We start from the raw sequence: 14,837 nt of genomic DNA, 5'->3' as shown, positions 1-14,837 counted from the left end.
CCGCCCCAGTCAAACTACCCACCATACACTGTCCTCGATCCGGATAACGGACCTGAGTTAGAACCTCAAAGTTGCCAGGGTGGTATTTCAAGGTTGGCTCCACGCAGACTGGCGTCCACGCTTCAAAGCCTCCCACCTATCCTACACAAGCAAATTCAAAGTCCAGTGCAAAGCTATAGTAAAGGTTCACGGGGTCTTTCCGTCTAGCCGCGGATACACTGCATCTTCACAGCGATTTCAATTTCACTGAGTCTCGGGTGGAGACAGCGCCGCCATCGTTACGCCATTCGTGCAGGTCGGAACTTACCCGACAAGGAATTTCGCTACCTTAGGACCGTTATAGTTACGGCCGCCGTTTACCGGGGCTTCGATCAAGAGCTTCGCGTTAGCTAACCCCATCAATTAACCTTCCGGCACCGGGCAGGCGTCACACCCTATACGTCCACTTTCGTGTTTGCAGAGTGCTGTGTTTTTAATAAACAGTCGCAGCGGCCTGGTATCTTCGACCGGCATGGGCTTACGGAGCAAGTCCTTCACCCTCACCGGCGCACCTTCTCCCGAAGTTACGGTGCCATTTTGCCTAGTTCCTTCACCCGAGTTCTCTCAAGCGCCTTGGTATTCTCTACCCAACCACCTGTGTCGGTTTGGGGTACGGTTCCTGGTTACCTGAAGCTTAGAAGCTTTTCTTGGAAGCATGGCATCAACCACTTCGTTAACTAAAAGTTAACTCGTCATCAGCTCTCGGCCTTAGAATCCCGGATTTACCTAAGATTCCAGCCTACCACCTTAAACTTGGACAACCAACGCCAAGCTGGCCTAGCCTTCTCCGTCCCTCCATCGCAATAACCAGAAGTACAGGAATATTAACCTGTTTTCCATCGACTACGCTTTTCAGCCTCGCCTTAGGGACCGACTAACCCTGCGTCGATTAACGTTGCGCAGGAAACCTTGGTCTTTCGGCGTGGGTGTTTTTCACACCCATTATCGTTACTCATGTCAGCATTCGCACTTCTGATACCTCCAGCAAGCTTCTCAACTCACCTTCACAGGCTTACAGAACGCTCCTCTACCGCATCACTTACGTGATACCCGTAGCTTCGGTGTATGGTTTGAGCCCCGTTACATCTTCCGCGCAGGCCGACTCGACTAGTGAGCTATTACGCTTTCTTTAAAGGGTGGCTGCTTCTAAGCCAACCTCCTAGCTGTCTAAGCCTTCCCACATCGTTTCCCACTTAACCATAACTTTGGGACCTTAGCTGACGGTCTGGGTTGTTTCCCTTTTCACGACGGACGTTAGCACCCGCCGTGTGTCTCCCATGCTCGGCACTTGTAGGTATTCGGAGTTTGCATCGGTTTGGTAAGTCGGGATGACCCCCTAGCCGAAACAGTGCTCTACCCCCTACAGTGATACATGAGGCGCTACCTAAATAGCTTTCGAGGAGAACCAGCTATCTCCGAGCTTGATTAGCCTTTCACTCCGATCCACAGGTCATCCGCTAACTTTTCAACGGTAGTCGGTTCGGTCCTCCAGTTAGTGTTACCCAACCTTCAACCTGCCCATGGATAGATCGCCCGGTTTCGGGTCTATTCCCAGCGACTAGACGCCCTATTAAGACTCGCTTTCGCTACGCCTCCCCTATTCGGTTAAGCTCGCCACTGAAAATAAGTCGCTGACCCATTATACAAAAGGTACGCAGTCACCCAACAAAGTGGGCTCCCACTGCTTGTACGCATACGGTTTCAGGATCTATTTCACTCCCCTCTCCGGGGTTCTTTTCGCCTTTCCCTCACGGTACTAGTTCACTATCGGTCAGTCAGTAGTATTTAGCCTTGGAGGATGGTCCCCCCATATTCAGACAAAGTTTCTCGTGCTCCGTCCTACTCGATTTCATGACTAAGAGATTTTCGCGTACAGGGCTATCACCCACTATGGCCGCACTTTCCAGAGCGTTCCGCTAATCTCAAAGCCACTTAAGGGCTAGTCCCCGTTCGCTCGCCACTACTAAGGGAATCTCGGTTGATTTCTTTTCCTCAGGGTACTTAGATGTTTCAGTTCCCCTGGTTCGCCTCTTGCACCTATGTATTCAGTACAAGATAACCATCTTATGATGGCTGGGTTCCCCCATTCAGACATCTCCGGATCAAAGTCTGTTTGCCGACTCCCCGAAGCTTTTCGCAGGCTACCACGTCTTTCATCGCCTCTGACTGCCAAGGCATCCACCGTATGCGCTTCTTCACTTGACCATATAACCCCAAGCAATCTGGTTATACTGTGAAGACGACATTCGCCGAAAATTCGATCATACTCAATTAAGAGCCACTCACAAATTTTACCTTAGCCTGATCCGTTACCAGTGAAAGTAACGTTCAGTCTATCTTTCTATCACATACCCAAATTTTTAAAGAACGATCTAATCAAAGACTAGAAATCAACATTCACCATCATACTGATGGAATGCTCATTTCTAAGCTTTCATAACGCAGAAGCAGTAGTGGTGGAGCCAAACGGGATCGAACCGTTGACCTCCTGCGTGCAAGGCAGGCGCTCTCCCAGCTGAGCTATGGCCCCGTATTTCTACAGGCGTTTCCCACACAAAATTGGTGGGTCTGGGCAGATTCGAACTGCCGACCTCACCCTTATCAGGGGTGCGCTCTAACCAACTGAGCTACAGACCCAATTTCGGGCTGCTTCTTTATCGTCTTCTTCAATGAATCAAGCAATTCGTGTGGGAACTTATGAAGCAGCTGATGTCGTCGATTAAGGAGGTGATCCAGCCGCAGGTTCCCCTACGGCTACCTTGTTACGACTTCACCCCAGTCATGAATCACACCGTGGTAACCGTCCTCCCGAAGGTTAGACTAGCTACTTCTGGTGCAACCCACTCCCATGGTGTGACGGGCGGTGTGTACAAGGCCCGGGAACGTATTCACCGCGACATTCTGATTCGCGATTACTAGCGATTCCGACTTCACGCAGTCGAGTTGCAGACTGCGATCCGGACTACGATCGGTTTTCTGGGATTAGCTCCACCTCGCGGCTTGGCAACCCTCTGTACCGACCATTGTAGCATGTGTGTAGCCCAGGCCGTAAGGGCCATGATGACTTGACGTCATCCCCACCTTCCTCCGGTTTGTCACCGGCAGTCTCCTTAGAGTGCCCACCATCACGTGCTGGTAACTAAGGACAAGGGTTGCGCTCGTTACGGGACTTAACCCAACATCTCACGACACGAGCTGACGACAGCCATGCAGCACCTGTCTCAATGTTCCCGAAGGCACCAATCCATCTCTGGAAAGTTCATTGGATGTCAAGGCCTGGTAAGGTTCTTCGCGTTGCTTCGAATTAAACCACATGCTCCACCGCTTGTGCGGGCCCCCGTCAATTCATTTGAGTTTTAACCTTGCGGCCGTACTCCCCAGGCGGTCAACTTAATGCGTTAGCTGCGCCACTAAGAGCTCAAGGCTCCCAACGGCTAGTTGACATCGTTTACGGCGTGGACTACCAGGGTATCTAATCCTGTTTGCTCCCCACGCTTTCGCACCTCAGTGTCAGTATCAGTCCAGGTGGTCGCCTTCGCCACTGGTGTTCCTTCCTATATCTACGCATTTCACCGCTACACAGGAAATTCCACCACCCTCTACCATACTCTAGTCAGTCAGTTTTGAATGCAGTTCCCAGGTTGAGCCCGGGGATTTCACATCCAACTTAACAAACCACCTACGCGCGCTTTACGCCCAGTAATTCCGATTAACGCTTGCACCCTCTGTATTACCGCGGCTGCTGGCACAGAGTTAGCCGGTGCTTATTCTGTCGGTAACGTCAAAACCATCACGTATTAGGTAATGGCCCTTCCTCCCAACTTAAAGTGCTTTACAATCCGAAGACCTTCTTCACACACGCGGCATGGCTGGATCAGGCTTTCGCCCATTGTCCAATATTCCCCACTGCTGCCTCCCGTAGGAGTCTGGACCGTGTCTCAGTTCCAGTGTGACTGATCATCCTCTCAGACCAGTTACGGATCGTCGCCTTGGTGAGCCATTACCCCACCAACTAGCTAATCCGACCTAGGCTCATCTGATAGCGCAAGGCCCGAAGGTCCCCTGCTTTCTCCCGTAGGACGTATGCGGTATTAGCGTCCGTTTCCGAACGTTATCCCCCACTACCAGGCAGATTCCTAGGCATTACTCACCCGTCCGCCGCTCTCAAGAGAAGCAAGCTTCTCTCTACCGCTCGACTTGCATGTGTTAGGCCTGCCGCCAGCGTTCAATCTGAGCCATGATCAAACTCTTCAGTTCAAACATCTTTGGATTTTTAAGAAACCCTAAACTTGGCTCAGCAATCGTTGGTTATTCTTTGATTTCTCGCGGAGTAACTTGTGATGCTGATAATCTTGTTGACTATCAGTCTGACTCCACAAGCACCCACACGAATTGCTTGATTCAGTTGTTAAAGAGCGATTGGTTAAGAGCTTTCGTCTCAACCGAGGCGCGCATTCTACAGCAGCCTCATTTGCTGTCAAGTGATTATTTTCAGAAGCTTTCGAAGATTTCTTCAACAACTTCAACCACTTGCGCTTCCGATCTCTCGTTAGCGGGAGGCGAATTCTACAGCGTTACACGCTGCTGTCAACACCTCTTTTTCTCCGCTTTCGACCGAGAAGATCGAATCGTTAATAGCGTCAAACAACACGACTCTATCAACTCCTTCTGGGCTTCGACGAACTGAAGCAATCCGCTGCCTTATTCTGCATAACTCTTTGTTTAACAAGGAGTTTTGCGTTTCGACTGCGCCGGAAGTGCGGCGAATTATAGACTCCCAGGATCTGCCGTCAACCTTCTTTTTCATCTTTCTGTCATATAAGTCAAAAACGCCCAAAAACGCAAAAGCCGGCCCCAAGGGGCCGGCTTTCTGCTTGCTGAGCCTTATAGGCTAGGGAACGCGAATTGCGACGCTTCATGGCTGGCCCGCTGCGGCCAACGCTGGGTGATCGCCTTGCGGCGGGTGTAGAAACGCACCCCATCCGGCCCATAGGCGTGCAAGTCGCCAAACAACGAACGCTTCCAGCCGCCAAAGCTGTGATACGCCACCGGTACTGGCAATGGAACATTCACACCGACCATACCCACTTCAATTTCGTCACAGAACAGACGCGCCGCTTCCCCGTCACGGGTGAAGATGCACGTACCGTTGCCATACTCGTGATCGTTGATCAGTTGCATCGCCGCTTCCAGGCTGCTCACCCGGACCACGCACAATACCGGCCCGAAGATCTCTTCCTTATAGATGCGCATCTCAGGCGTCACACGGTCAAACAGACTGCCCCCCAGGAAGAAGCCGTCTTCATTCCCGGCAATACTCAGTCCACGACCATCAACCACCAACTCAGCACCAGACGCAACACCGTCCTCTATATAGCCGCTGACCTTATCCCGCGCCTGGCCCGTCACCAGTGGCCCCATATCCAGCCCACAGGTAGTGCCCGCACCGATCTTCAGCGCCTTGATCTGCGGCACCAGCTTGGCGATCAACGCATCCGCCACCTGGTCACCGACACACACCGCCACCGAGATCGCCATGCAGCGTTCGCCGCAGGAACCATAGGCCGCGCCCATCAAAGCACTGACCGCGTTATCCAGGTCAGCATCCGGCATCAGCACCGCATGGTTCTTCGCCCCACCGAGCGCCTGTACGCGCTTACCGCGCTTGGTCGCTTCGGAATAGATGTACTCGGCAATCGGCGTCGACCCCACAAAACTCAACGCCTTGACTTCCGGCGCCTCGATCAACGCATCCACCGCGCCCTTGTCGCCATGTACAACACTGAGCACACCTTTGGGAAGACCGGCTTCCTGCAGCAGTTGCGCGATCAACAACGTCGAACTCGGATCACGCTCCGAAGGCTTGAGGATGAAGCAGTTACCGCAAACAATCGCCAGCGGATACATCCACAGCGGCACCATCGCCGGGAAGTTGAACGGGGTAATACCCGCCACCACACCCAACGGCTGGAAATCAGACCAGGCATCGATATTCGGCCCAACATTACGGCTGTACTCGCCCTTGAGAATCTCCGGCGCCGAACACGCGTACTCCACGTTCTCGATCCCGCGCTTGAGTTCGCCTGCGGCATCTTCCAGCGTCTTGCCATGCTCCTCACTGATCAGCTGCGAGATGCGCGCTTCGTTCTGCTCCAGCAATTGCTTGAACCGGAACATGACCTGGGCGCGCTTGGCTGCCGGTGTGTTACGCCAAGCCGGAAAGGCCGCCTTGGCCGAGTCGATAGCACGTTGAATGGTTTCGCGGCTGGCCAGTGGCACCTGGTGAATCACCAGGCCGGTGGACGGGTTATACACATCGGCAGTACGGCCGGATTCACTGACCAACTCCCCGTTGATCAAATGCTGGATAAGGCTCATGCAGGGCTCCTGAAAAGTTGTTCTATATAGAAGGAGAAATCAGTCGATCTTGCTCAGCACTTCGCCGACCGCATCGAACAGACGATCCAGGTCCTGCGGTTTGCTGTTGAAGGTTGGCCCGAACTGCAGAGTGTCACCACCAAAGCGCACATAGAAGCCGGCTTTCCACAGAGCCATGCCGGCCTCGAATGGACGCACGATGGCATCACCGTCACGCGGCGCAATCTGAATCGCACCGGCCAGGCCGTAGTTACGGATGTCGATCACGTTCTTGCTGCCCTTCAGGCCGTGCAGCGCATTCTCAAAGTGCGGGGCGACTTCGGCCACGCTCTGCACCAGGTTTTCCTTCTGCAGCAGGTCCAACGCCGCCAGGCCGGCCGCGCAGGCAACCGGGTGCGCCGAGTAGGTGTAGCCGTGGGGGAATTCCACAGCGTACTCAGGCGTCGCCTGGTTCATGAAGGTCTGATAGATCTCGCTGCTGGCAATCACCGCGCCCATGGGGATCGCGCCGTTGGTGACTTGCTTGGCGATGCACATCAGGTCCGGGGTCACGCCAAAGCTGTCAGCGCCAAACATCGAACCGGTACGACCAAAGCCCGTGATCACTTCGTCGAATACCAACAGAATGTTGTGCTGGTCGCAGATCTCACGCAGGCGCTTGAGGTAACCCTGTGGCGGCACCAGCACGCCAGCGGAGCCGGCCATTGGCTCGACAAACACCGCGGCAATGTTCGACGCGTCGTGCAGTTCGATCAGTTTGAGCAACTCATCGGCCAAGGCGATACCGCCCTGCTCCGGCATGCCCCGGGAGAACGCATTGCTCGCCAGCAGGGTATGCGGAAGATGATCAACATCCATCATCGCCTGACCAAACATCTTGCGGTTGCCGTTGACGCCGCCCAGGCTGGTACCGGCGATGTTCACACCGTGATAACCACGGGCGCGACCGATCATCTTGGTCTTGGTGGCCTGGCCCTTCAGACGCCAGTAGGCACGCACCATCTTCACCGCGGTATCGGCGCACTCGGAACCGGAGTCGGTGAAGAACACGTGATTCAGGTTGCCTGGGGTCAAATCGGTAATTTTTTCCGCCAGCTGGAAGGACAGTGGATGGCCGTACTGGAAGCCTGGGGAGTAGTCCAGCGTGCCCAGTTGCTTGGCGACCGCCTCCTGGATTTCCTTGCGCGTATGCCCGGCGCCACAGGTCCACAGGCCCGACAACGAGTCGTACACCTTGCGCCCCTTGTCATCGGTCAACCAGCTGCCTTCGGCGGCCACGATCAGGCGCGGGTCACGCTGAAAGTTACGGTTGGCGGTGTAAGGCATCCAGTGAGCGTCCAACTTCAATTGGCTGGCCAGGGACGATGGGGCGTTTTCGGGCATGTTCATCAGCAAAACCTCGCAGGGCAAAAGGCAGCGTCGGGATTGAAAAAGCGTTGTTGCAGCTAAATTGCCACGGGGATAAAGTCGGTGAAATCCAACTCTTCTAACCTTCAGTCAGGCCTTCACTAAACTATGAGCAGCCGTCGACCCGATCCCCTGGCCCAAGTCAGCGACTTCGATATTCGTCTGTTGCGCATCTTTCGCAGCGTCGTGGAGTGCGGCGGCTTCTCGGCAGCGGAAACCGTGCTCGGCATCGGCCGTTCCGCCATCAGCCAGCAAATGAGTGATCTTGAGCAGCGGCTCGGATTAAGGCTTTGCCAACGCGGCCGTGCCGGTTTCTCGCTGACCGAAGAAGGCCGCGAGGTCTACCAATCGGCCCTGCAACTATTAAGCGCCCTGGAAAGTTTCCGCACAGAGGTGAACGGCCTGCACCAGCATTTGCGCGGCGAGTTGATCATCGGCCTCACCGACAACCTGGTGACCCTGCCCCACATGCGCATCACCCACGCCCTGGCACAGTTGAAGGAACGTGGACCGGACGTACAGATCCAGATCCGCATGATCGCCCCCAACGAAGTCGAACAAGGCGTACTCGACGGCCGCCTGCATGTCGGTGTGGTGCCCCAGGCCAGCGCCCTGTCCGGCCTGGAGTACCAGGCGCTGTACAGCGAACGCTCACTGCTTTACTGCGCGGTTGGCCACCCCCTGTTTTATGCCGACGACAAGCAACTGGGCGACGAGCGCATCGACGCCCAGGACGCCATCGCCCCCACCTTCCGCCTGCCCGCCGAGATCCAGGCCCACTACCAGGCGCTCAACTGCACCGCCAGCGCCTCGGACCGCGAAGGCATGGCATTCCTGATTCTCACCGGTCGCTACATCGGTTACCTGCCCGACCACTACGCCAGCCTATGGGTACAACAAGGCCGACTGCGCGCGCTGAAACCGGCTACGCGCTTTTACGATTTAAGCCTCGCATCGGTCACGCGCAAAGGCCGTCGCCCTCATTTGGTGCTGGAAAGCTTCCTGGAAAGCCTGGCAGCAACGCGCTAACTCGGGCTTCGCGCAAAAAGCTGAGCACCTGGACAGCTTTTTGCAAGGACACAGGGACCTAGAACCGTCCGCCTCGAGTTTGCTTGCCATGCCACCAGAATCCTCCAGCCCCAGCGACCTGATCTACGGTCTCAATGACCGCCCCAAACCCGCCCCTGCATTGCTGGCCGCACTGCAACATGTGCTGGCCGCCTTTGTCGGCATCATCACGCCACCGCTGATCATCGGCTCCACATTGGGCCTGACCGCACACTTGCCCTACCTGATCAGCATGGCGTTGATGGTGTCCGGTGTCGGCACATTTATTCAAGCGCGCAGGCCATTCGGGATCGGCGCCGGAATGATCTGCCTGCAAGGCACCAGCTTTGCGTTTCTCGGCGCGGTGCTGTCGGCCGGGTTTCTGGTCAAGCAACGCGGCGGCAGCCCGGAAGACATCATGGCAATGATCTTCGGCGTGTGCTTTTTCGGCGCTGCCGTGCAGATCATTCTCAGCCGCTTTATTGGTCAACTGCGCCGAGTGATCACCCCGCTGGTGACCGGGATTGTCATTACCCTGATCGGCATCAGCCTGATCAAGGTCGGTATCACCGACCTGGGCGGCGGTTTCAACGCACCGGACTTCGGCGCACCGGCCAATCTTGCGTTGGGCCTGTTCGTGGTGCTGACCATCATCTTGCTCAACCGCTCCAACACACCCTGGGTGCGCCTCTCGGCGATCATCATCGGCCTGGCCCTCGGCAGCCTCGCCGCCTGGTTCAGCGGCAAGCTGGTGCCCCAGGCCCTGGGCGACTTGCCTTTGGTCAGCCTGCCGATCCCGTTTCGATTCGGCTTCAACTTCGACTGGAGCGCCTTCCTGCCGATCGCGCTGATTTATCTGATCAGCAGCATCGAAACCGTCGGCGACCTCACCGCCAACTGCATGATCGCGCGCCAGCCCATCAGCGGCCCTTCTTATATAAGCCGGCTCAAAGGCGGCGTCCTCGGCGATGGCGTCAGTTGCATGATCGCCGCCACGTTCAGCGCCTTCCCCAACACCACTTTTGCCCAGAACAACGGCGTGATCCAACTGACCGGCGTGGCCAGCCGCTACGTCGGCCTGTACATCGGCGTGGTGCTGTTCTGCCTGGGTTTGTTCCCGCTGATCGGTGCCGTGCTGCAACAAATCCCCAAGCCCGTATTGGGCGGCGCAACCCTGGTGATGTTCGGCAGTGTGGCTGCCGCCGGCGTACGCATCCTCGCCCAGGCACCACTGGACCGTCGCAGCATGCTGATCATCGCCACCTCGTTCGGCGTCGGCCTGGGCATCGCCGCCCAACCGAACCTGCTGCACCTGATGCCAACCCTGGTGCAGAACCTGTTCGACTCAGCCATCACCAGCGGCGGCCTGACCGCCATCGTGTTGTGCCTGTTACTGCCGGAATCCAAGGTGCCCGCTCCTGACGCAAACCACGCGCAGGAAAGCGACACCCTGGAACCGCTTTGACGGTTTTATTGCATCGGGACTTGTCTGAGGCTTGAGGGTGGGTTATCTGTGCACACGTCGTCTCTATCGATCAGCACGGAAACCTCCATGAGCCTCGAAGTTCCTGCCCACAGCAACCACGCCGGTAAGCCCGCCAGCCGCATTCGGCAAAAGAACGAACAAGCGATTCTCCAGGCTGCTGAAGACGAGTTCGCGCGCCATGGCTACAAGGGCACCAGCATGAACACCATTGCTGCCAGCGCCGGGCTGCCCAAGGCCAACTTGCACTACTACTTCACTAACAAGCTGGGCCTGTATATCGCGGTGCTCAGCAATATCCTCGAACTGTGGGACAGCACCTTCAACACGCTGACCGCCGAGGACGACCCGGCCGTAGCCCTCTCCCGCTACATCCGCACCAAGATGGAGTTTTCGCGGCGCCAGCCCCAGGCCTCGCGGATCTTCGCCATGGAGATCATCAGCGGCGGCGAATGCCTGACCGAATACTTCAGCCAGGACTATCGCGCCTGGTTCAGTGGTCGGGCGGCGGTGTTCCAGGCCTGGATCGACGCCGGCAAGATGGACCCCATCGACCCCGTGCACCTGATCTTCCTGTTGTGGGGCAGCACTCAGCACTATGCCGACTTCGCCACCCAGATCTGCCGCGTCACCGGTCGCACCAAGCTGACCAAGCAAGATATGGAAGACGCCGGCACCAACCTGATCCACATCATTCTCAAGGGCTGCGGCATCAAGCCGGCCCTCTAGACGAAGCCACTTATGTCTTTCACGCTCACCGGCCTGTGCGAGTTCCGCGAAGAAATTCGCAAAAGCCGCTTCATTACCCTGGCCGCACCGATCACCAGCCCGCAAGAAGCCCAGGCATTTTTCGAGCAGCACAGCGACCTTAACGCCACGCACAACTGCTGGGCCTGGAAGCTGGCCGATCAATACCGCAGCAGTGACGACGGCGAACCCGGCGGCACCGCAGGACGGCCCATCCTGGCGGCCATCGAGGCCCAAGGCTTCGATCAGGTCGCGGTGCTGGTGATTCGCTGGTATGGCGGCATACAACTCGGTACCGGCGGCCTGGCCCGCGCCTATGGCGGCGGTGCGAACAAGTGCCTGCAAAATGCCGAGCGCATCGAACTGATCAGCCGCGTGCCGCTGAGTTGCGCCTGCGGATTCTCCGAGCTGAACCTGGTCAAATTGCGCGTCGCCGAGTTGGGCGGGCTGGTGCTGGAAGAAACCTTCACCGCCAATGGCGTGGAGTTACAACTGGCCCTGGGCGAAGCCCACATCGACACCCTGCAAACCCAGCTCGCCGACCTGAGCCGTGGGCGCATCCTGCTGCAACGCTGAAACTGCTAATGTTGTTCGCTGAACACCCTGAACCGCGACTTTTAAAGGAAGCCTTCATGCCTACGCCAAAAACCGCACTGATCATCGGCGCCTCACGCGGGCTGGGCCTCGGCCTGGTCAAGCAATTGCTCCAGGAAGGCTGGGACGTGACCGCCACCGTGCGTGACCCGAACAAGGCCGATGCCCTGAAAGCCGTGGGCCCGGTGCAGATCGAGAAACTCGACATGGACGATCAGCAAGCCGTGATCGCCCTGAACCAACGCCTCAAGGACCGCACCTTCGACCTGTTGTTCGTCAACGCAGGCGTCAAGGGCCCCGCCAATCAAGAACCTGGCCATGCCACCCTGGCGGAAGTCGGCCAGCTGTTCTTCACCAACGCCGTGGCGCCGATCAACCTGGCCCAGCGCTTCGTCGGGCAGATCCGCAAGGACAGCGGCGTGCTGGCGTTCATGAGTTCAGTGCTGGGCAGCGTGACCATCCCCGACGGCTCGGACCTGGCGCTGTACAAGGCCAGCAAGGCCGCACTCAACTCCATGACCAACAGCTTCATTACCCAACTGGGCGATCACAAACTTACCGTGCTGTCGCTGCACCCGGGCTGGGTGAAGACCGACATGGGCGGCGAAAATGCGCACATCGATGTCGACACCAGCGTGCGCGGCCTGGTAGACCAAGTGAACGCCTACACCGGCAAGGGCGGCCATCACTTCGTGGACTACAAAGGCGACACCATCGCCTGGTAAGCCGCACAGGGTCGTTATCGAGCGATTGCCGTCGATAACGATCCGCGCGTAGACTGCCCACCTCGCCCTCACCGGCGACCCTGGATCAGCAGACAGGGCATCACTGAGCTGGCAAACCTGAACCCATCATTCAGAGGAGCCGGCCAATGCCTGCGACCCGTATCTGGTTAAAAACCCCCCTCGCGATTTTCACCGCCAACGGCCTCGACGCCCGTGGCGGCCTGGTGCTGCAAGACGGTGTGATCGCCGAAGTGCTGGCACAGGGTCAGGAACCCGCACAGCCCTGCGCCCAAGTGTTCGATGCGCGTGAGCATGTGGTCCTGCCCGGGCTTATCAACACCCACCATCACTTCTATCAAACCCTGACCCGCGCCTGGGCGCCGGTGGTCAATCAGCCCTTGTTTCCCTGGTTGAAAACCCTGTACCCGGTCTGGGCACGACTGACTCCGGAAAAACTCGCCCTGGCATCGAAGGTGGCGCTCGCGGAGTTGCTGCTCTCGGGCTGCACCACGGCGGCAGACCACCACTATCTGTTCCCCGACGGCCTGGAAAACGCCATCGATGTGCAAGTCGACAGCGTGCGCGAATTGGGTATGCGCGCCATGCTCACCCGCGGTTCCATGAGCCTGGGTGAAGCCGACGGCGGCCTGCCACCGCAACAGACTGTGCAACAGGGCCAGGTCATCCTTGACGACAGCCAGCGCCTGATCCGCGAATATCATCAGCGCGGCGACGGCGCGTACATCCAGATTGCCCTGGCGCCCTGCTCACCGTTTTCCGTCACCCCGCAAATCATGCAAGCCAGCGCCGAACTGGCCAACAGCCTGGATGTGCGCCTGCACACCCACCTGGCCGAAACCCTCGACGAAGAAGATTTCTGCCTGCAGCGCTTCGGACTGCGCACGGTGGATTACCTGGACAGCGTCGGCTGGCTCGGCCCGCGTACCTGGCTGGCCCATGGCATTCACTTCAACCCGGATGAAATTGCGCGCCTGGGCGCCGCCGGTACGGGCATCTGTCATTGCCCAAGCTCAAATATGCGCCTGGCCTCCGGCATCTGCCCGACCCTGGACCTGATGGCTGCCGGCGCGCCCATCGGCCTGGGTGTTGACGGCTCTGCCTCCAACGATGCGTCGAACATGATCCTCGAAACCCGCCAGGCCCTGTACATCCAGCGCCTGCGTTACGGTGCCGAAAAGATCACCCCTGAAGGCGTGCTGGGTTGGGCGACCAAGGGGTCGGCGCAGCTACTGGGGCGTACGGACATTGGTGAATTGGCCGTAGGCAAACAGGCCGACCTGGCGCTGTTCAAACTGGATGAACTGCGTTTCTCCGGCAGCCATGATCCGATCTCCGCACTGCTGCTGTGCGGCGCGGATCGGGCGGACCGGGTGATGATCGGCGGCAAATGGCGGGTTATCGACGGACAGGTGGAAGGCCTGGACCTGAAAGGCTTGATCGCCGATCACAGCCAGGCGGCACGTAACCTGATCCATCCCCTGTAGGAGCGAGGGGGACGCCTAGTTCTTGCTCGTGAAAAACGTCAACGATAACGCGGGTTTTCTGGTTTAACGCGGCGCTCTCAGGTTCTTCGCGAGCAAGCTCGCTCCTACAGGCCCAACAGCGACAACATGATAAAGGTCGCAAACAACACAAAATGGGTCATCCCTTCGATGGCATTGGTTTCGCCATCGTTGAGGTTGATCGCACTGACGATCAGCGTGATCAACACCATCACCGTTTGCACCGGCGTCATCGCCATCTGGAACGGCTGGCCGGTATAGAGCGCCATGGCTTCCATCACCGGCACCGTCAGGATCACCGTCGACAACGACGCACCCAGCGCGATGTTCACCACCGACTGCATGCGGTTGGCCAGCGCAGCGCGCAAGGCCGTCAGAATCTCCGGTGCCGCCGAAATAGCCGCCACCACAATCGCCGTGATCACCGGCGGTGCACCCGTACCTTCCAGGCCCAGGTCGAGGGTCTTGGACATCACCTCGGCCAGCGCGCCAATCACAATTACGCCAAACACCAGGGTACCGATGGAGAACGCCAGGTTCACCGGCGGCGACTCTTGTTCCTCCGGCAGCTTCTTGCGACGCTTTTCCGGGTAGCTGTAGCTGAAGAAATAACTGTGGGGCCCTACCTGCATGCGCAGGAACAAGGTGTAGAGCACCACCATCGCGCCGATGGTGAAGGCCGAGTAAATTTTCCAGTCGGCTTCTGGGATAAATTCCGGCACCACCATCGACACGCCCATGGCGGTCAGGATCATTACGCTGTAGGTCCGCGCCGAATCATCATTGTAGGACTGTTCGCCATGCTTGATGCCGCCCATCAACGCTGCCAAACCGAGGATGCCGTTGATATCGAGCATTAGGTTTTTCTAGACACATGAATTCATCTACAAGGTG

General features: G+C 57.5%; 8 protein-coding genes, 2 tRNA genes, 2 rRNA genes and 1 pseudogene. 6 read left to right on the top strand and 7 right to left on the bottom strand.

Features of this window, described 5'->3' with window-relative positions:
* The 6 genes from BLW22_RS33985 to aptA all read right to left on the bottom strand — a co-directional run.
* Positions 1-2,244: ribosomal RNA gene (locus tag BLW22_RS33985) — 23S ribosomal RNA — on the bottom strand; the annotation flags it as partial.
* 249 nt (positions 2,245-2,493) lie between these two features.
* A tRNA-Ala gene (locus tag BLW22_RS33980) sits at positions 2,494-2,569 on the bottom strand.
* A gap of 30 nt (positions 2,570-2,599) precedes the next feature.
* Positions 2,600-2,676, bottom strand: a tRNA-Ile gene (locus BLW22_RS33975).
* 83 nt (positions 2,677-2,759) lie between these two features.
* Positions 2,760-4,296: ribosomal RNA gene (locus BLW22_RS33970) — 16S ribosomal RNA — on the bottom strand.
* 627 nt (positions 4,297-4,923) lie between these two features.
* Complete coding sequence (locus tag BLW22_RS33960) at positions 4,924-6,417, bottom strand: CoA-acylating methylmalonate-semialdehyde dehydrogenase (protein WP_065925519.1); 1,494 nt, start codon at positions 6,415-6,417, stop codon at positions 4,924-4,926.
* A gap of 39 nt (positions 6,418-6,456) precedes the next feature.
* Positions 6,457-7,806, bottom strand: coding sequence for an omega-aminotransferase AptA (gene aptA, locus BLW22_RS33955; RefSeq protein ID WP_065925520.1), 1,350 nt, complete (start codon positions 7,804-7,806; stop codon positions 6,457-6,459).
* 126 nt (positions 7,807-7,932) lie between these two features.
* Here aptA and BLW22_RS33950 point away from each other — a divergent pair, with 126 nt between their 5' ends.
* From BLW22_RS33950 to BLW22_RS33925, 6 genes are all read left to right on the top strand, one after another.
* On the top strand, positions 7,933-8,853 hold the full coding sequence (locus BLW22_RS33950; protein ID WP_027607943.1) for a LysR family transcriptional regulator: 921 nt from the start codon (positions 7,933-7,935) through the stop codon (positions 8,851-8,853).
* An 88-nt stretch (positions 8,854-8,941) separates the two neighbouring features.
* Positions 8,942-10,336 (top strand): uracil-xanthine permease family protein, encoded by a 1,395-nt coding sequence (locus BLW22_RS33945; protein WP_065925521.1) that lies wholly within the window; start codon positions 8,942-8,944, stop codon positions 10,334-10,336.
* 87 nt (positions 10,337-10,423) lie between these two features.
* Positions 10,424-11,083 (top strand): TetR/AcrR family transcriptional regulator, encoded by a 660-nt coding sequence (locus tag BLW22_RS33940; RefSeq protein WP_027607945.1) that lies wholly within the window; start codon positions 10,424-10,426, stop codon positions 11,081-11,083.
* A 12-nt stretch (positions 11,084-11,095) separates the two neighbouring features.
* A complete protein-coding gene (locus tag BLW22_RS33935) occupies positions 11,096-11,677 on the top strand; it encodes an IMPACT family protein (protein ID WP_027607946.1) in 582 nt (193 codons plus the stop codon).
* Positions 11,678-11,733: 56 nt separating this feature from the next.
* The gene (locus BLW22_RS33930; RefSeq protein ID WP_074848767.1) at positions 11,734-12,420 is read left to right on the top strand and encodes an SDR family oxidoreductase; all 687 of its coding nucleotides are present in this window, start codon (positions 11,734-11,736) and stop codon (positions 12,418-12,420) included.
* Between the two features lie 146 nt (positions 12,421-12,566).
* Positions 12,567-13,925 carry an 8-oxoguanine deaminase gene (locus tag BLW22_RS33925; protein WP_065925524.1) on the top strand — a complete coding sequence of 453 codons (1,359 nt, stop codon included), beginning with the start codon at positions 12,567-12,569 and terminating at the stop codon, positions 13,923-13,925.
* A gap of 104 nt (positions 13,926-14,029) precedes the next feature.
* Here the strand turns inward: BLW22_RS33925 and BLW22_RS33920 are convergent.
* Positions 14,030-14,803 (bottom strand): annotated as a pseudogene (locus tag BLW22_RS33920) (calcium:cation antiporter); the annotation flags it as partial.
* Positions 14,804-14,837: the final 34 nt, after the last annotated feature.

The sequence above is a fragment of the Pseudomonas marginalis genome (assembly GCF_900105325.1).
Taxonomy (GTDB): domain Bacteria; phylum Pseudomonadota; class Gammaproteobacteria; order Pseudomonadales; family Pseudomonadaceae; genus Aquipseudomonas; species Aquipseudomonas marginalis.
Note: the sequence above shows the minus strand (reverse complement) of the source record. Positions and strands in the feature narration are given on the sequence as shown.